Origin of the sequence: Streptomyces barkulensis, from assembly GCF_002843305.1 — a bacterium.
Classification (GTDB): domain Bacteria; phylum Actinomycetota; class Actinomycetes; order Streptomycetales; family Streptomycetaceae; genus Streptomyces; species Streptomyces barkulensis.
In genome coordinates this window covers 261,057-278,345 of record NZ_PGSG01000009.1, presented here as the reverse complement: position 1 = coordinate 278,345, position 17,289 = coordinate 261,057, and the positions used below count along the sequence as shown (strand labels likewise).

The following is a 17,289-nucleotide window of genomic DNA, read 5'->3' as shown; positions in this document are numbered from 1 at the left end:
TGAGCAAATCCCTCCACGCACTCCGCGAGGTGTCGCGTGAGCGCGAGGAGAGGCCGCTCAATCCACTCGGATCCGCACGGGCCCAGCCCGTGGCGAGCGGCTGGCATCAGGGGCCCCACCCACGAGCGAGAGAGAGTTCCGCGTGTACGCGATCGTGCGCACCGGCGGCCGCCAGCAGAAGGTGTCCGTCGGCGACGTCATTGAGGTTGACCGTATCTCCACCAGCAAGGTCGGCGACAGCGTCGAGCTCTCGACCCTGCTCATCGTCGATGGCGACGCGGTCACCAGCGACCCGTGGGTCCTGGCCGGCGTGAAGGTCCACGCCGAGGTCGTGGACCACCACAAGGGTGCCAAGATCGACATCATGAAGTACAAGAACAAGACCGGCTACCGCAAGCGGATCGGTCACCGTCAGCTGCACACCGCGCTGAAGATCACCGGCATCGACGCTCCGGCGACGAAGTAAGGGACTGAGGAGAGATGGCACACAAGAAGGGCGCATCGTCCACTCGGAACGGTCGTGACTCCAACGCCCAGCGGCTCGGCGTGAAGCGCTTCGGCGGTCAGGTCGTCAACGCGGGCGAGATCCTGGTCCGCCAGCGCGGCACCCACTTCCACCCGGGCTCCGGCGTGGGCCGCGGCGGCGACGACACCCTGTTCGCGCTGGCCGCCGGTGCGGTGCAGTTCGGCACCGCTCGTGGCCGCAAGGTCGTGAACGTCGTCCCGGTCGCCGAGTAACCACCGGCTCCGGTACGACCCGCAGCACCCTCCGAGGGCGGACCGCCTCCCGTCCGTACGTGCCCCGCGCGTACGGACGGGGAAGCGGTTCCGCCCTCGGCGCGTTGTACGAAGGCGGCCCGCGCAGGCGCCGTGCCGCCGCACCGGCGCGCGGCGCCGCCCCCGCGGTCCGCCGACCCGCACCCCGCACACCGCACCCCCGCACACCCCTAGAACACCAGCCTGGAGGCACCCGTCATGACCACCTTCGTGGACCGCGTCGAGTTGCACGTCGCCGCGGGTAACGGAGGCCACGGCTGTGCCTCCGTCCACCGTGAGAAGTTCAAGCCGCTGGGCGGCCCGGACGGCGGCAACGGCGGCCGGGGCGGGGACGTGACCCTCGTCGTCGACCAGTCCGTGACCACGCTGCTGGAGTACCACCACACCCCGCACCGCCGGGCGACCAACGGCAAGCCCGGGGAGGGAGGCAACCGCTCGGGCGCGGACGGCAGGGACCTGGTGCTGCCCGTCCCGGACGGCACGGTCGTCCTGGACCGGCAGGGCAACGTGCTGGCCGATCTCGTCGGTCAGGGCACCACCTTCGTCGCCGGACGCGGCGGACGCGGCGGCCTGGGCAACGCCGCGCTGGCCTCGGCCCGCCGCAAGGCGCCCGGTTTCGCGCTGCTGGGCGAGCCGGGGGAGGCCCGCGACATCGTCCTGGAGCTGAAGACGGTGGCGGACGTGGCCCTGGTCGGCTACCCGTCGGCGGGCAAGTCCTCCCTGATCTCGGTCCTCTCCGCGGCCAAGCCGAAGATCGCCGACTACCCCTTCACCACCCTGGTGCCCAACCTGGGCGTGGTCACGGCCGGCGCGACCGTCTACACCATCGCCGACGTACCCGGCCTGATCCCCGGCGCCAGCCGGGGCAAGGGGCTGGGACTGGAGTTCCTGCGCCATGTCGAGCGCTGCGAGGTCCTGGTCCACGTGCTGGACTGCGCGACGCTGGAGTCCGAGCGCGACCCGGTGACCGACCTCGACGTCATCGAGGCCGAGCTGGCCGAGTACGGCGGTCTGGACGGCAGGCCGCGCGTGGTGGTGCTCAACAAGGTGGACATCCCCGACGGCCAGGACCTGGCCGACATCATCCGCCCCGACCTGGAGGCGCGCGGCTACCCGGTCTTCGAGGTCTCGGCCGTCAGCCGCAAGGGGCTCAAGGAGCTGTCCTTCGCCCTGGCGGGGATCGTGGAGGAGGCGCGCGCGGCCAGGCCCGAGGAGGAGGCGACCCGTATCGTCATCCGCCCCCAGGCCGTGGACGACGCCGGCTTCACGGTCACGCGGGAGGGCGACGGCTTCTTCCGGGTGCGCGGTGAGAAGCCGGAGCGCTGGGTGCGCCAGACCGACTTCAGCAACGACGAGGCCGTCGGCTACCTCGCCGACCGGCTCAACCGCCTCGGCGTGGAGGACGAGCTGATGAAGGCGGGCGCCCGTGAGGGCGACGGCGTGGCCATCGGCCCGGAGGAGAACGCGGTCGTCTTCGACTGGGAGCCCTCGGTGGCCGCGGGCGCGGAGATGCTCGGCCGCCGCGGTGAGGACCACCGTATGGACACCGTCCGCCCGGCCGCCCAGCGCCGCCGCGACCGCGATGCGGAGCGCGACGAGGCCGTGCGCGCGTACGAGGGCTTCGACCCCTTCGAGGGGTAGTCGCGGCGCGGCACGGACACCGGAAGCGGCGGTGGCCCGCACCCTCCCGAGACGGGAGGGTGCGGGCCACCGCCGCTTCCGGCTCGACGGCCGGGTGTTCGTCTCAGGTGGTGAGGGAGTTCTCCGAGTCGCTGGGGTCGCTCTCCTGACCGGCCTCGGCCGCTTCCGTCTCGGCCGCCTCCGCCGCCTCCGCCGCCTCCGTCGCCTCGGCGGCCACCTGCGGCGCCGGGGCGTCGTCCGTGCGCAGGGCCATCAGCTCACGGCGCCTGTCCGCCTTGGCGCACAGCGCCGCGACCGCCCGGTCGAAGCGGACGATCGACGGCGGGTCGGCCGGCCCCAGCAGGTGCGTCTTCAGTTCGGCACGGGCCCGCGCCATGGTGTCCCGGGACGGGTCCCGGACGGAGTCCAGCAGGGCGGGCACACCGGCGGCGTCGGGGGTGAGGATCGTGGCCGCCCGCACGGTCGGCAGGCCGGCCCTGAACTCCTCCTCCGTCAGACCGCTGGTGTTGGCGACCGCGTACGGCTTCTCACTGGCCAGCCAGTCCGAGACCACGCTGGAGACGTCGCTGATCAGCAGGTCGGACCGGTTGAAGCAGGCGTACAGGGCGGGCCGCGGCCCGGTGACGACCAGGTGCTCCCAGTCGGGGAAGGACGCCCAGTAGGCCTCCTCCCAGGCGGCCGTCGCGGCCGCCACCGCCGCCTCCCGGTCCCCCTCGGGGGTGGACTGGAGCAGCATCCGCTCCATCTCGTCCGCGCTCGGCCGGAACGCCGTGCTGGTCAGCTCGTCCAGCGCGGCGGTGCGGCGGGCCAGCTCGGCGGCGGCCTCCGGGCCGGGGCGCGGGCCGGAGCGCCGGGCGTTGGCCTCGGCGATCATCTGCTGGATGTGCTCGTCGGCGCGGGCCGCGCGCGGGTCCACCGAACCGGTCATCGGGTGGGGCTTGTACAGCAGCCGCACCTTCGGGTCCGCCAGCAGGGCGCGGACGATGTTCTCGCCGGCCAGGATGACCGAGGTGTTGCCCGGATCGTCGGTCCATCCCTCCCAGGTGGGCGCGTACAGCACGGTGACGGGGCCGTCCGCGGCCGGAGGCCCGGCGTGGGGGCGGATCGGCGCGAGCTGTGGGCGGCCGACCTCCACCACGTCGCGGTCGTCGACGCCGATGTCGGCGAGCCGGTAGCGGTCCCGGGCGGCCCGGCCCGCGACCCACACCTCGTCGTAGGCCTTGGCGTAGGGGTTGCAGCTGGAGAGCTTGTCACTCTCACCGTGGTTGATGAAGGCGTGCTTGATCGACGGGATGCGCAGCACCTGCGAGGTCTTACCGGAGTTCGCCGGGTGCAGCATCGTCTTGAGCGAGGAGTGCTCCAGCCGCATGAGGTGGGCGACCTTGGGGATGCACACGATGGGTACGTCGGTCGCGTCGATCTTCTGCACCATGAACCGCTCGCGCAGCACGATCAGCGGTCTGGCCTCCAGTCCGGAGAGCGTGCCCAGCCACATGTTCGCCTGGTAGGCGGAGGCGGCTCCGCCGGAGAAGTACATCGCCACCGTCGGCCGGTACTCGGCCAGCCATCGGTCCAGCCACTCCAGCGCCTGCTGCTCGTTCACGGGCTGCACGCCCGGCCGCAGCCAGGCGGCGAGCCGCAGGACACCGCCCAGGTGGAGCGCCAGGGTGACGCCGACCCCCAGCAGGCCCCACAGGGCCTCGGCGGTCAGGGCCGAGGCCATCAGACCGGCCGTGGCGGGCAGGGCGAAGTACAGCAGCCGGCGGCTGGGCTGGCGGGCCAGCAGCCGCGGCGGCGCGGAGGACAGGCGCAGGGCGGATGCGTCGATGTTGCGGGTGACGAAGGGGAGGGTGCGCCGGCGTCTGACCAGCAGTGCGGCCGCCTGGCAGCAGAAGTGCAGGAAGTAGCCGGCCAGCAGGGCCAGGGCCAGGGGCTGCTCCTCGAGCGGGTCGATGCCCGGCAGCCGGACCAGGCCGACGACGATCAGCGCGTCACGCAGCAGCTGGCGGGCGGTGACGTCGAAGCGCAGCCTGCCCAGCGCGGCGACCAGATACGGCCGGCGGCGCAGTATGTACAGCTCCAGCAGAAGACCGCCCGCGGAACCCGCGAGGAACAGGACGGGGGCGGGAAACAGAGCGCCCGCCAGTTGTGCGAGGAAGGCCGCACCCATCAGGACCAGCGGGACCAGACCGCGTTTCACCGGGAAGTTGCCGCTGGGGCGCCGGGCGGTGTTCTCCTCGAGCGGCTTCTTGTTGTGGAAGGACCTCACAGCTGTGAACGAGGCGGACATCAGGCAGGTCACGCTCCAGGAGGGGACGTTCAGGTTTGCCGTCTTGCTCTGCCGGCACCTCCGTCATCGGATGCTCTCCGGAACGGTTTTCAAACGGCGGAGCGGCATGCTGCTGAGCACTTGACGACCGTTACCGCATTATGTCCCACATGTCCTTGCTGTCCTTGCTGTCCTTGCTGTCCTCGCTGTCCCCGGTGAGCCCGGATGCCGAGCCCCGGCGAAGTCCGCGCACAACGCCGTGTGGGGCGGCCCCCGGAGAACTCTCCGGGGGCCGCCCCACACGGCGTCGCTGTGCCGGCCTGCGGCCTACTGGCGTCCGGCCGTCGCGCCGTCCTGCGAGGAGAGGCTCTCCTCCGCCGGGCTGCCGGGCTGCGCCGGGAGCCCGGCGGGGACCTCGGGGACCGGGTAGGAGGCCAGCGTGCGCTCGAAGTCCCTGGTGGACAGCAGAAGCTTGTAGATGATCGCGAGCTCGAACGCCATCAGCAGGGCGCCCGCCGCGATGGTCACGGGCATGACCGCGGCGAAGATCGGGCCGACGATGAAGACGGCCATCTGGAACTCGATACCGCTCACCAGGTGGGTGCGGATGCGGTGCCGGAGCAGGAAGGTGCGGAAACGGCCGTACCAGGGGAACCGGCTCTTGAACTCCACGTGGAGGTCGACGACCTTCTTCTCCTTGGGCCGGGCCTGCGCGCCGTCCTCGGCTCCGTTGTTCTGGTCGTCCTGTCCGGGGTCGTTGTCGAGGTCGGCCGTGGGGTTGTCGCGGAGGAGGTCCTCCATGAAGGCGACTCCCTGCTCCTCGTCGCTGTCGTTCTCCCGGTCCTGCTCCCGCCGCTCCCGCTCGCGGTCCCGCTCCAGCTCCTCGGCGGTCATCAGCGCCTGGGCGGCCCGCCGGCTGGCCTTGGCGCGGGCCTTGATCTTCTTGCGCATGCTGTGGCGCACCTTGAAGATCTGGAGTGCGTCCAGGTAGCGCAGGGCGTCCAGGAAGACCACCACGAGAGCCAGCCAGACGTACGCCACCTCCCCGGTGCGGGAGTACTGGCCGCCCATCAGCGCGACGGCGCAGATCAGCACCCGCACCCGGTCGAACACGTAGTCCAGCCAGCCGCCGAACTCCGAGCCCTTCCCAGTGAGCCGGGCGAGCTTGCCGTCCATGCAGTCCAGGATGAAGCTCAGGTGGTAGAGCCCGGCCCCGATCAGCAGCCACTTCCAGTCGCCGCGGGCGAAGCAGGCGGCGGCGGCGAGACCGAGGAAGAGTGCCCCCCAGGTGATCTGGTTCGGTGTCACCCGGGTCCACTTCGCCGTCCACCGGACCAGGGGTGTGGCCACGGGGTCGACGAGCAGCACCGTCCACCAGGCGTCACGCTTCTTCTCGGTGAGACGGCGCACTTCGGAGAGGGGTGGTATGTCCATCAGGTCAGCAATCTTCCGTGAGCTGGGCAGGGGCGGGCAGCGGCCTCGGGAAGCCCACCCGGTGTTCTGCGGGATCTCTGCGCGAGATGCACAGGAGGGATAAACCGAAGATCGGATGATATGAGAGTGCCCCTGGATTGTACAAAAGGTTACATGGCAGGGTAGTTGAGGGATCTCGGAGGGCCTCCGCCCTCTCTTTCAGGCTCTTTTCAGCCCTGGTTCACCGGGGACACGCGCCCGGCGTCGTCGGACCCGACCCTTCTGAACAGCCCTTCCTTCCTGATGTTCAGCACCAGTGCCTCGCCGGGGGCCGGCTCGGCACACCACGTCAGGGCACGCCGCCGCCACCGGGCGGGGCCGAGGCCGCCCGCAGGGGTGAGGGGCAGCCGCCAGGAGAGATCGGCCACATCCAGGTGGACGTCGACGGACCAGGCGCCGGCCGCTGTCAGGCCGGCCCCGTGTGCCGCCGCGAGATCCACCCGGGCCAGGAAGGCATGGCGGCCCGAACCGTGGTCGCGGACCGCGGGAAAGCGGTGAGCGGTGCCGTCGGAGCCGGTCAGGCAGACGCTGAGCGCGTCGGCGGGAAGCCCGGCGACCGTGCAGCGCACACCCACGCGCAACTCCGCGGCGGAGGAGGGGGACCAGGCGAGATCCGTGACGCTCAGATGCCTCAGTACACGGTGCTTGTTCTCTCCGACGTCCAGGGCCAGATGTCCCCGCCCCCTGGAGAAGTAGACGGTCAGCGCGGACGCTTTCGCCGGACCGGTGCGTATCACACGGGTCAGCGGCTTCTCCCGGACGGACGGGGCGCGGGTGCCGCCTATGCGCGTCGTCCTGGTCATGCCCTGGGCGCGCAGCCGCAGGGCGACGTCCCATATCCCGTTGCCCAGCGGCTCACCGTCGGCGGCCCCGGCCAGGTCGACCTCGGCCTCGAAGCCGGACAGGGGGTAGCCGAAGTCGTCCGCTTCCCCCAGCTCGGCCAGCTCGGGAGCGGGGACAGAGGTGACGGCCGTCCGGTACTCGGCCTCCTCCGAACGGCTGCGCAGCACGAGTTCGGTCTCCAGTTCCCGGCAGCTCAGTTTCCGCAGGTGGGCATGGCCGGTGATACGGAGAACGCCGTCCTTGACGGTGACGCTGTCGACGCGGTGGCGGGCTCGCACGTCGTCGGTGACGTCATAGACGTGGTCGGGTACGGCCGCCGCCGGATCGCGGAAGTAGGGGTACCGGGCGTAGACCCTGTCGCCTTCCACGAGAGTGGTGAGGGGTTCGGCCGCCTCGCCGGAAGCGGCCTTGAGCCCGTAGCTGACCGCGCCCCGGGCCCGCTCGTAGCGCAGCAGTTCCAGCAGCTCGTCGAGCATGCCGTGTTCTATGAGGTGGCAGCGCAACCGGGCGATGGCGGACAGCCGCCGGGCCACGCCGTCGCCGTACCAGGTGGCCAGCAGTTCACGGAGCCTGGCGAACGCCTTCTGCTGGTCCTCCCGGTGGGCCTCCCGGGCCAGGTGGTTGAGGGTCTCCCGGAGATCGGCGGAGAAGTGGCGGTGCAGGAGGTGGTCCCTGTCGGGGCCGGGGGCGACGTGCTCGCCGACCAGTTCGAGCATGGCGGACAGAAAGCGCAGCCGCATCTCGGTGCCGCGTACCACGGCGGTGTTGTTCCCGCCGTCCTCGCGGGCGACCCAGTAGACGCAGTCGTAGTCGGCGACCACGGAGATGGCGGCCGCGTTGAGGTAGGCGGTCGCGGTGAAGGGCTGGTCCTGGCCGACCTTCAGCTCCGTGCGGAAGCGCAGCCCCAGCCGTTCGACGAGGTCCCGGCGGAAGAGCTTCATCGGGTTGAGCGTCCAGTACACACGGGAGGAGAAGACGTCCGTGCGGTCCTCGCTGCGTTTGAACATCGCGGTGGGTGCTCTGCGCCCGCCGACCCCGACCATCCTGCCGAGCACGACATCGGAGGAGTTGGCGTCCGCGGCGGCGACCATCCGTTCCAGCGCCTCCGGACCGAGGTAGTCATCGGCGTCCAGGAAGAAGACGTAGCGGCCCCCGGCGTGGTCGAGACCGACGTTGCGGGGGCCGGCCGGCCCTCCGGAGTTCTCCTGGTGGATCACCTCCAGCACGGTGCCGTGCTCGGCGGCCAGCCGGTCGAGTTCCTCGCCGGAGCCGTCCGTGGACCCGTCGTCGACCGCGATGATCTCCATGCGGTGGTGGCCTATGGTCTGCTCCACCGCCGAGGTGACACAACGGGTGAGATAGGGCATCGCGTTGTAGGCGCCGATGATGACGGTGACGTCGGGAACTGACACGGCTGTTGGCTCCACTCGTGCGGTGGTGTGCGCTCCCTCCTCCCGCCGACGAGGATCGCGCTGGACCGGCCGTCGGGTCTTCACCCGGATGGCCGATCGGGGGTCGGAAGATTGTACGAACCCCCCTCCGGGTTGGCCAGGGAGGTTCACTGCCGCGGTGAGGGCGGGCGCGGGACAGGCCTGCGCCCGAAACAGGCGGAAAGTTCCGTTTTGTGGGGCCGGGTCAGGAGCCGGGAGCGGCGCCGCGCGGCGTGTTCCCCGTCTTCGTCTTCTGCGGGGACGCCGGGGTGAGGAACCAGTCCAGTCGCGGTTCCATGACCCAGCGGAAGGCCTTGACCACCGGCGGCGTGGTCAGCGCCACGGCCACCGTGGTCGCGACGGCGGTGATGAGGAGGATGCCCGCCGGGCTGTTCGCGAAGTCGCCCTCGTACCAGTCCCAGTAGTGCGCCCCCTTGGCCAGGAAGCCGTGCAGCAGGTACGCGTACAGCGTTCCGGTGCCGAGCGCCGTGAACCAGGTGCGGCGCGAAGGCGTCAGGCTCAGGAAGGCGGCGCTCAGCAACAGGGAGCAGCCGAGCATCCCCAGCGCCATCAGTACGCCGACCCAGCCGGGAGCGCCGAGCTCCTGGGCCGCGTAGCGGTGGTAGAACCAGTCCGGGTTCATCCGGGGCACGGCCCAGTAGGCCGCCAGGGCCCCCAGGGCGAGGACGGCGGGGGCGAGCGACCGCAGTCGCCGGTCCCGCAGCGTCTCGAAGTGGCGCTGCTCCAGACGCAGGCCCAGCACGAAGAACGGCAGGTACTGAAGCACCCGCTGGAGGGAGAGATCGCCGCCGATGCCCGGTGAGGCCGTGGCGGCCGCGGAGACGATCACCGAGACCGTGAACGGGTGCCGCATCTGACGCCACAGGGGAGTGGTCAGCCGCCAGATGAACAGCGCCATCAGGAACCATGTGAGGTACCAGGGGTAGAGCAGTGTGATCTTCAGTTCCTCGCCGGTGTTCCAGGCGCGGAACAGGTTGAGCGCGGTCTCGAAGACGATGTACGGCACGACCACCCCGCTGAACAGCCGCTGGATCTGGCGCGGCCGGAACGCGAAGCTCCTGGAGAAGTAGCCCGAGATGATGGTGAAGGCGGGCATGTGGAACGCGTACAGCAGCAGGTAGCCCGCCGCCATGACCCGGCTCTCGTCGCGCAGGGCCTCCCACGAGTGCCCGACGACGACCAGCACGATGGCCAGGAACTTCGCGTTGTCGAAGAAGGCGTCGCGTTCCCGGGGGCGGGCCCCTTCCGTTTCCGTCCGGGTCGTGGCGTCCGGGGCGACGGGGGCGACGGGAGAGACCTGGCTCACGCGAATCCTTTCTCCCAAGTGCTGGATACAACCAAGGGGCGGTATGACGATAATGCCGATCAGTCTGTGACGACTCACCGCGAAGCGCAAACGTCCCGGAGTTCTTCACCACACGGTCGCAGGCCGCCCCGGCCTTCGGAGAGTGTTCGCCATGATCCCCGCCGGAACGGGCGGGCGGGGCGGGGTGGGGCTCGCGTAGATTGCACAGCGACCGGACGAGAGATCACACCCAGGGGACGGCGCAGGTGGCAGCGGCAGAGCAGGGCCTTCGGCGGGATGTGCAAGGCGCCCGCAGGATCGTGGTGAAGATCGGGTCGTCCTCGCTGACCACGGCCGCCGGCGGGCTGGACGCCGACCGGGTGGACGCGCTGGTGGACGTGGTGGCCAGACACCTCGGCGCCCCGGAGGACGAGGACAGCAAGGAGATCGTGCTGGTCTCCTCCGGCGCCATCGCCGCCGGACTGGCACCGCTGGGACTGGACAAACGGCCCCGCGACCTCGCCCGCCAGCAGGCCGCCGCCAGCGTCGGCCAGGGCCTGCTGGTGGCCCGCTACACCGCCTCCTTCGCCCGCTACGGCCGGCGCGTGGGCCAGGTGCTGCTGACCTCGGACGACACCAGCCGCCGCGCGCACTACCGCAACGCCTACCGCACCCTCGACCAGCTCCTGGCCATGGGCACGGTGCCGATCGTCAACGAGAACGACACCGTCGCCACCGACGAGATCCGCTTCGGCGACAACGACCGGCTGGCCGCGCTGGTCGCCCACCTCGTCCGCGCCGAGCTGCTGGTCCTGCTCTCCGACGTCGACGGCCTCTACGACGGCAACCCGGCCACCCCCGGCACCTCCCTCATCGAGGAGGTGCGAGGCCCGCACGACCTGGACGGGGTGGAGATCGGCAGCGCCGGGAAGGCCGGGGTCGGCACCGGGGGCATGGTCACCAAGGTCGAGGCGGCCCGGATCGCCGCCGGGGCCGGCGTCCCCGTGGTGCTCACCTCCGCCACCCGCGCCGCCGACGCCCTCGCCGGGCGGCCCGTGGGCACCTACTTCCACCGCACCGGCCGCCGCTCCGCCGGCCGACTGCTGTGGCTGGCCCACGCCTCCGCCCCGCGCGGCGCGCTGGTGCTGGACGACGGCGCGGTACAGGCCGTGGTGGAGCGGCGCACCTCGCTGCTGCCCGCCGGGCTGGCCGGGGTGGAGGGCGAGTTCTCCGCGGGCGACCCGGTCGAGCTGCGGGACGCCGCCGGGCGGGCCGTCGCCCGTGGGCTGGTCAACTTCGACGCGCGCGAGATCCCCCGGCTGATCGGCCGCTCCACCCGTGACCTGGCCCGCGAGCTCGGACCCGCGTACGAGAGGGAGGTCGTCCACCGCGACGATCTGGTCCTGCTGCGCCACTGACGGCACCTTCGACGGCACTTTTGACGGAGCCTTCGGGTCAGCCTTTCAACGGACAGCTTCCCGAAAACCGCCACACGGCGGCTCGAGTACTGGTCCACTTCTGTGGGAGGCCGTGCCGGGACGGTGTTCCGGGGCACGGCCGCACCAGCACAGTCGCACAAGCGCAGTCATATGAGTTCGGCACCACACGGGAGGCCGCCGGTGAGACGACTGACCAGCGTCGACTTGGGGTTCCCCCAGCGAGGCGACGGGGCGGGGAGCCCCCTGCGGGGCCCGGCGCAGCCGGGTGCCCGCCGCGGCGGGGAGGAGGGCCGCTGCGAGGGCGCCTCGCGCCTGTGGCACGTCACCCTCAGCGTCTCCGGGGCCGAGGCGCCGTTGCGGGACGTCAGACGGGCACTGGAACGGCTCGCCCACGACCACCCCTTCCTGCTGGCCGGCCGGTACGCCAACGACCACGCCGAGATCCGCTACTGGGAGGAGGCCCGCGACCTCCACGACGCCGCGGCCGTGGCGCTGCGGCTGTGGGGTGAGCACCGGGCGTCGGCGAAGCTGCCGCCGTGGGAGATCGTCGGGCTGGAGGTCATCGGCCGGGAGACGTACCACCAGCGGGTGGCGGAGGGCTACGGTCCGCACCCCGCCGTACCGGCGGGCGTCCACCCGTTCTGACCCCGGGCACACCACCCGTCTCGCACTGCGGACCTCCGGATGGACGCCGTCCGCCCTGGCTACGCTGGGAGCATGAGCAGCGCATCGCAGACCTCGCCCGTGACCGACACCGCCCGCCGCGCCAAGGAGGCGGCCGCCGCGCTCGCCCCGCTGCCGCGCACCGCGCGTGACGGCGCGCTGCTCGCGATCGCCGACGCCCTGGTGGCCCGCACCGGGGAGATCGTCGAGGCCAACGCCGCCGACGTGGACAGGGCCCGCGCCGCCGGTACGGCCGACTCCATCGTCGACCGGCTCACCCTCACCCCCGAGCGGATCGCCGCCATCGCCTCCGACGTGCGCGATGTGGTGGCCCTGCCCGATCCGGTGGGCGAGGTGGTGCGCGGTTCCACGCTCCCGGGCGGCCTGGAGCTGCGCCAGGTGCGGGTGCCGCTCGGCGTGGTCGGCATCATCTACGAGGCCCGGCCCAACGTCACCGTGGACGCGGCCGTGCTCTGCCTGAAGGCCGGCAACGCGGTGCTGCTGCGCGGCTCGTCCTCCGCGTACTCCTCCAACACCGCCCTGGTCACCGTGTTGCGCGACGCCGTGGCCTCCGCCGGGCTCCCGGCCGACGCCGTCCAGCTCGTGCCCGGCGAGAGCCGCGACAGCGTCAAGGAGCTGATGCGCGCCCGCGGCCTGGTGGACGTGCTGATCCCGCGCGGCGGCGCCTCCCTGATCAAGACGGTCGTGGAGGAGTCCACCGTCCCGGTCATCGAGACCGGTACCGGCAACTGCCACGTCTACGTCGACGAGCACGCCGACCTCGACATGGCCGTGGAGATCCTGGTCAACTCCAAGGCGCAGCGCCCCAGCGTCTGCAACGCCGCCGAGACCGTGCTGGTGCACTCCGGCATCGCCGACGCCTTCCTGCCGCGCGCCCTGGCCGCGCTGGAGAAGGCCGGGGTGACCGTCCACGGCGACGGGGCCTGGGCGAAGGCGGGCGAGGCAGGCGGCGTGGACGTGGTGCCCGCCACGGAGGAGGACTGGGCCACCGAGTACCTCTCCTACGACATCGCCGCCGCCGTGGTGCCCTCCCTGGACGCCGCGGTGGAGCACATCCGCCGCTGGTCCTCCGGCCACACCGAGGCGATCGTCACCTCCGACACCTCGGCGGCCCGCCGCTTCGTGTCGCTGGTGGACTCCACCGCGGTCATGGTCAACGCCTCCACCCGCTTCACCGACGGCGGCCAGTTCGGCTTCGGCGCCGAGATCGGCATCTCCACGCAGAAGCTGCACGCCCGCGGCCCCATGGGCCTGCCGGAGCTGACCTCGACGAAGTACGTGGTCACGGGCGAGGGGCACGTGCGCGACTGAGCCCGCCGCCTCCCCGGCACGTTTCCACGGGGAGCGCGGGGAGCGCGCGAAGCAGACGAATCACCGTTCTCCCTGCCCAAAGTCCTCCGGCCGGTCTACGCTGGTTCCGTGCCGGAGGATGTGGGGGGCCAGCCGCACCAGAGCGGCGAGGAGCCCGACGACCGCGACCGCGCGGCGGCGGACGACGTGTTCGCCTCCGTGGTGTTCGACGAGTCCTTCGTCCGTGCCGCCCTGATCCACGAGCCCACCGCCGCCGAGCGCACGCTGGCCGCCGCCCAGTCCCCCTCCGAGACCGAGGCGGCCCTCGCGCACGACGACCAGTACGGCTACGGACCGTGGCGGGACGATCCCGAGGGCGCCGACCACGACCGTGACGCGGGGGCGGAGGACGCCGGCGGCCGCGACGGAGGGGCGGACGACGGCGACGACCACCACGGCCGGTACCGCTACGGCCGGCTGGAGTTCGCCGACCGCCTCGACCATCTGGAGTACGTGGAGGACACCGAGTACCCGGAGGACGCCGGGTACGCCGCCTACACCGATGAGGCCGAGGGCCGGGGCGGTCTCCACGGACACCCCCCGCGCCCCTACCGCGGCCACGTCCGCTGGCAGCGGCCGGTCGCCTGGGTGCTCGCCGTGGTGATGGGCGTCGGCATCGTCGCGATGGCCTTCGCCGCCGTCCAACGGGGGGCCTCCGGCCAGCGGCAGCAGACCCCGCCGGAACCCCCGCCGGCGACCAGCGGGGTCGACGCCCCGCCGCCGGCCGGCCGGTCCGGCGCGCTGCCCTCCCTGTCCGGCCACTACAGCACGTCCTCGCTCGACGGCCGGGCGTAGCGCGCGCCCGCCGGTCCGGCCGCCCGGCGGGTAGGCCGCCCGGCGGACTCTGTCCGACTTTTCCCGCCATCAGGGGCATCGGACCGGTTTGGCGGCCTTCGCCGGATCTACTCTGGGGATATGGCCGGGCCTGGAGATCCACCGCCCCGGGGCTTCTCCGGAGGCGGCGACGACGAGTACCGCTCCACCGTCTTCGACGAGTCGTTCGTCCGTGCTGCCCGCCTCCAGGAGTTCTCCGCGCGGGAGCGGCTGGCCGACTGCGAGCACCCCGTCCGGCCCCTCCCGCCCCGGCCGCTGCGCGGGAAGCCGTGGCGGGGCCTGGTCCTGGCGGTGCTGATCGTGTTCGCCTTCGGTGCCGTGGTCTACGCGGGGGTCCGCGTCCAGCAGCAGCCCGTGGACCGGCCGGGGCCGCGGGTGATGAGCAGCACGGTCGTCCCGCTCTCGCCGGACGGGGAGAGCAGGGTGCCCGGCGGGCGGCCGGCACGACTGCTCGAACGCAGCCCGGCGGCGGAGTTCTACACCGGGGCCGCCGGAGTGACGCTGCCCCCGGTCCGCTCCACCGCCCACTTCGCCGACACCCAGGTGCTCGCCGCGCTGGCCGTCGCCAAGGAGTACGTGGTCGAGAGCTCCCTCAACCCCGAGGTGCTGAGCGGTGAGACCACGCGGCCGGTGCGGATACTGATCGACCCGGACCAGCACGCGCAGTTCGACCGCAGCATCGAGCGGCCCGCGGCCGACGGTCACCACGCGGCGACCGGCTGGCTGGTGCGCTTCGCCCCCGGGCACACGCAGTTCGCCGGTGAGGGGGTGCGCGTGCGCGGCACGATGGAGATCCGTGAGACGGAGGCCGACGCGCTGGAGATCGTCACCGACCATGTCTTCGTCTACGCCGTCCGCCCCGCCGGGGCGAGCGGCGCCCGGCCGGACGGGGAGGCCGCCTCGCTGTTCACGGTCCGGCGCGAACTGCGGCTGCGCTTCGACCGCGAGGACCTGCGCGACCAGCATCTGACGGTGGAGCGCAGCGAGGTGCGGGCCGGGCCGATGTCCTGCGCGGCCCGGGCCCACGACGCCCTGCGCCCGCTGACGGCCGGGCAGAGCGCCGGCGGCGACCACCCGGCCGGCACCGACCCGTACGTGCGCGGCGGCGGCGACAGCCCGGTGTGCGGGACGCTGGACCCTAGCTCCCTGCCGCGCCCGTAGCGCCCTGGTCGCCCCTGCGGTCCGCGCCGCCGCCCGCTCCGCCGGCTCCGCCCGCGCCGCGCCCGGCGAAGCGGTCGCGCAGCTTCCCGCCCAGGTCCCCGGCGCCGTCGCCCAGGTCCCGCAGCAGGCCCATGAGCGGATCCTTGCTGGTGCGCACGGTGTCGGAGTAGTGGCTCGCGGACTGCCGGAACGACTCGTAGACCGAGGTGTCCTTGTCGTCCTCGCGCCGGTCGTAGTGGCCTTCCATGATCCGCTGGTGGTCGCGGCTCGCGGCCCACTTGCGCAGCTCCGCGGCGCGCACGGTGGTGAAGGGGTGGCTGCGCGGCAGCACGTTGAGGATCTTCAGCACCGAGTCGCGCAGATCGCCGGAGGACTCGTACTCGTCGGCCTGCTTCAGGAAGGCGTCGACGTTCATCTCATGCAGATGGTTGCCGCCGGCGATCTTCATCAGACCGCGCATCGACGCCTGGAGGTCCTGGCCGACCAGCAGTCCGGCCCGGTCCGCCGACAGCTCCGACTTGCGGAACCACTCGCGCAGCGCCGTCACGAGCGCCATGATCGCCACATTGCCCAGCGGGATCCACGCCACCTTGACGGCCAGGCCGGTCAGGAACAGCAGGATCGTCCGGTACACCGCGTGCCCGGACAGGGCGTGGCCGACCTCGTGGCCGATCACCGCCCGCATCTCCTCCTCGTCCAGCAGTTCGACCAGCCCGGTGGTCACCACGATGACCGGCTCGTCCAGGCCGATGCACATGGCGTTGGGCTTCGGGTCCTGCGTGACGTACATCGCCGGGACCTTCTCCAGGTCCAGGATGTAGCAGGCGTCGCGCAGCATGGCGTACAGGTGGGTGAACTGCGCGTCGTCCACCCGGACCGAGTCCGACAGGAACAGCAGACGCAGGCTGCGCTCGGGCAGCAGCCCGCTCAGCGTCTTGAAGACCGTGTCGAACCCGCTCAGCTTGCGCAGGGCCACCAGCGCGGAGCGGTCCGCGGGATGCTCGTACGCCCGCGAGGAGATCCCCGGGAAACGCCGTCTGTCGCGGCCGGGAAGGTGCTCGGTGGTGCCGTTGCCGTCTGTCATGGTCCGCCCCCTGCGGGTCTGGTGTGGGCCCGTCCCCCGTGTCGGACCCCACCCTAGGCGGTGGGTGCCCCACGCCACAGCACCCCGCCCCGCTTACGATGTGGCTCAAGTTTCCGCCCCTACCCGATAGGTCTGCCGACGATGACCCTCCCCGACACCGTGCACACCCTGACCCTCCTGGCCTCCGGTGCCGAGAACGGCGAGCACGGCGGCGCGTCCGCCAACCCGTTCGCCACCGGTCTGGGCGCTCTGGCGGTGCTGCTCCTGCTGCTGTGGATCACCACCCGCTTCAACCGGGACCGCTGAGGCACCGGGCCCGGACGGCGGCGCGATCGGCGCCGGACGGCTAAGGTCGGCACGCATGGGAGAGCACATAGTGTCCGGCGCCGGCAAACGGCGGCTGGGCGTGATGGGCGGCACGTTCGACCCCATCCACCACGGGCACCTGGTCGCGGCGAGCGAGGTGGCGGCCAGGTTCCGCCTGGACGAGGTGGTCTTCGTGCCGACGGGGCAGCCGTGGCAGAAGAGCCACAGGGCTGTGTCGCCGGCCGAGGACCGCTATCTGATGACGGTCATCGCCACGGCCTCCAATCCGCAGTTCTCGGTCAGCCGCATCGACATCGACCGCGGCGGCCGGACGTACACCATCGACACCCTGCGGGACCTCAGGGCGCTGCACGCCGACGCCGACCTGTTCTTCATCACCGGCGCCGACGCGCTCGCCCAGATCCTGACCTGGCGCGACGTCGACGAACTGTTCTCACTCGCCCACTTCATCGGGGTCACCCGCCCGGGACACGCCCTGGCCGACCCGGGCCTGCCGGCCGGCGGGGTGTCCCTGATCGAGGTCCCGGCGCTGGCCATCTCCTCGACGGACTGCCGCGCACGTGTGGCGCAGGGGGACCCCGTCTGGTATCTGGTGCCGGACGGTGTGGTGCGCTACATCAACAAACGCAGGCTGTACCGGGACGGCCGGGCGCCGAAGGGCTAGAGGGGCG

General features: G+C 72.0%; 15 protein-coding genes. 10 read left to right on the top strand and 5 right to left on the bottom strand.

Going from position 1 to position 17,289, the window contains the following annotated elements; all coding sequences use genetic code 11:
• Positions 1 to 142 precede the first annotated feature (142 nt).
• The 3 genes from rplU to obgE all read left to right on the top strand — a co-directional run bounded on the left by rplU (position 143) and on the right by obgE (position 2,418).
• The gene (gene rplU, locus CUT83_RS02965) at positions 143 to 466 is read left to right on the top strand and encodes a 50S ribosomal protein L21 (RefSeq protein ID WP_093654483.1); all 324 of its coding nucleotides are present in this window, start codon (positions 143 to 145) and stop codon (positions 464 to 466) included.
• Between the two features lie 14 nt (positions 467 to 480).
• On the top strand, positions 481 to 738 hold the full coding sequence (rpmA, locus tag CUT83_RS02960) for a 50S ribosomal protein L27 (RefSeq protein ID WP_093849107.1): 258 nt from the start codon (positions 481 to 483) through the stop codon (positions 736 to 738).
• Between the two features lie 237 nt (positions 739 to 975).
• The gene (obgE, locus tag CUT83_RS02955) at positions 976 to 2,418 is read left to right on the top strand and encodes a GTPase ObgE (RefSeq protein ID WP_101254279.1); all 1,443 of its coding nucleotides are present in this window, start codon (positions 976 to 978) and stop codon (positions 2,416 to 2,418) included.
• A gap of 103 nt (positions 2,419 to 2,521) precedes the next feature.
• On the opposite strand, the gene CUT83_RS02950 is transcribed toward obgE, so the two are convergent.
• From CUT83_RS02950 to CUT83_RS02935, 4 genes are all read right to left on the bottom strand, one after another.
• Positions 2,522 to 4,588, bottom strand: a complete 2,067-nt coding sequence (locus CUT83_RS02950) for a CDP-glycerol glycerophosphotransferase family protein (protein ID WP_240958178.1) — start codon at positions 4,586 to 4,588, stop codon at positions 2,522 to 2,524.
• A 426-nt stretch (positions 4,589 to 5,014) separates the two neighbouring features.
• Complete coding sequence (locus tag CUT83_RS02945; protein WP_101254278.1) at positions 5,015 to 6,121, bottom strand: CDP-alcohol phosphatidyltransferase family protein; 1,107 nt, start codon at positions 6,119 to 6,121, stop codon at positions 5,015 to 5,017.
• A gap of 209 nt (positions 6,122 to 6,330) precedes the next feature.
• Positions 6,331 to 8,415, bottom strand: a complete 2,085-nt coding sequence (locus tag CUT83_RS02940; RefSeq protein ID WP_101254277.1) for a glycosyltransferase family 2 protein — start codon at positions 8,413 to 8,415, stop codon at positions 6,331 to 6,333.
• A gap of 223 nt (positions 8,416 to 8,638) precedes the next feature.
• Positions 8,639 to 9,760, bottom strand: a complete 1,122-nt coding sequence (locus tag CUT83_RS02935) for an acyltransferase family protein (protein WP_240958158.1) — start codon at positions 9,758 to 9,760, stop codon at positions 8,639 to 8,641.
• Positions 9,761 to 10,038: 278 nt separating this feature from the next.
• On the opposite strand from CUT83_RS02935, the gene proB reads away from it, so the two are divergent.
• The 5 genes from proB to CUT83_RS02910 all read left to right on the top strand — a co-directional run bounded on the left by proB (position 10,039) and on the right by CUT83_RS02910 (position 15,207).
• Positions 10,039 to 11,157: a glutamate 5-kinase gene (gene proB / locus CUT83_RS02930; RefSeq protein ID WP_101254276.1), complete on the top strand. Its 1,119-nt coding sequence runs from the start codon at positions 10,039 to 10,041 to the stop codon at positions 11,155 to 11,157.
• Between the two features lie 171 nt (positions 11,158 to 11,328).
• Positions 11,329 to 11,823: a DUF8830 family protein gene (locus tag CUT83_RS02925; protein ID WP_420882457.1), complete on the top strand. Its 495-nt coding sequence runs from the start codon at positions 11,329 to 11,331 to the stop codon at positions 11,821 to 11,823.
• Between the two features lie 72 nt (positions 11,824 to 11,895).
• On the top strand, positions 11,896 to 13,173 hold the full coding sequence (locus tag CUT83_RS02920; RefSeq protein ID WP_101254275.1) for a glutamate-5-semialdehyde dehydrogenase: 1,278 nt from the start codon (positions 11,896 to 11,898) through the stop codon (positions 13,171 to 13,173).
• Between the two features lie 108 nt (positions 13,174 to 13,281).
• Positions 13,282 to 14,007: an SCO2584 family spore wall biosynthesis protein gene (locus CUT83_RS02915; RefSeq protein ID WP_101254274.1), complete on the top strand. Its 726-nt coding sequence runs from the start codon at positions 13,282 to 13,284 to the stop codon at positions 14,005 to 14,007.
• 120 nt (positions 14,008 to 14,127) lie between these two features.
• A complete protein-coding gene (locus CUT83_RS02910; protein WP_101254273.1) occupies positions 14,128 to 15,207 on the top strand; it encodes an SCO2583 family membrane protein in 1,080 nt (359 codons plus the stop codon).
• Here the strand turns inward: CUT83_RS02910 and CUT83_RS02905 are convergent.
• Positions 15,185 to 16,291, bottom strand: a complete 1,107-nt coding sequence (locus CUT83_RS02905; protein WP_101254272.1) for a M48 family metallopeptidase — start codon at positions 16,289 to 16,291, stop codon at positions 15,185 to 15,187. The genes CUT83_RS02910 and CUT83_RS02905 overlap by 23 nt on opposite strands.
• Positions 16,292 to 16,432: 141 nt before the next feature.
• On the opposite strand from CUT83_RS02905, the gene CUT83_RS30240 reads away from it, so the two are divergent.
• Complete coding sequence (locus CUT83_RS30240) at positions 16,433 to 16,597, top strand: hypothetical protein (protein WP_165869561.1); 165 nt, start codon at positions 16,433 to 16,435, stop codon at positions 16,595 to 16,597.
• A gap of 55 nt (positions 16,598 to 16,652) precedes the next feature.
• The gene (gene nadD, locus CUT83_RS02900; RefSeq protein WP_093849093.1) at positions 16,653 to 17,282 is read left to right on the top strand and encodes a nicotinate-nucleotide adenylyltransferase; all 630 of its coding nucleotides are present in this window, start codon (positions 16,653 to 16,655) and stop codon (positions 17,280 to 17,282) included.
• Positions 17,283 to 17,289 lie beyond the last annotated feature (7 nt).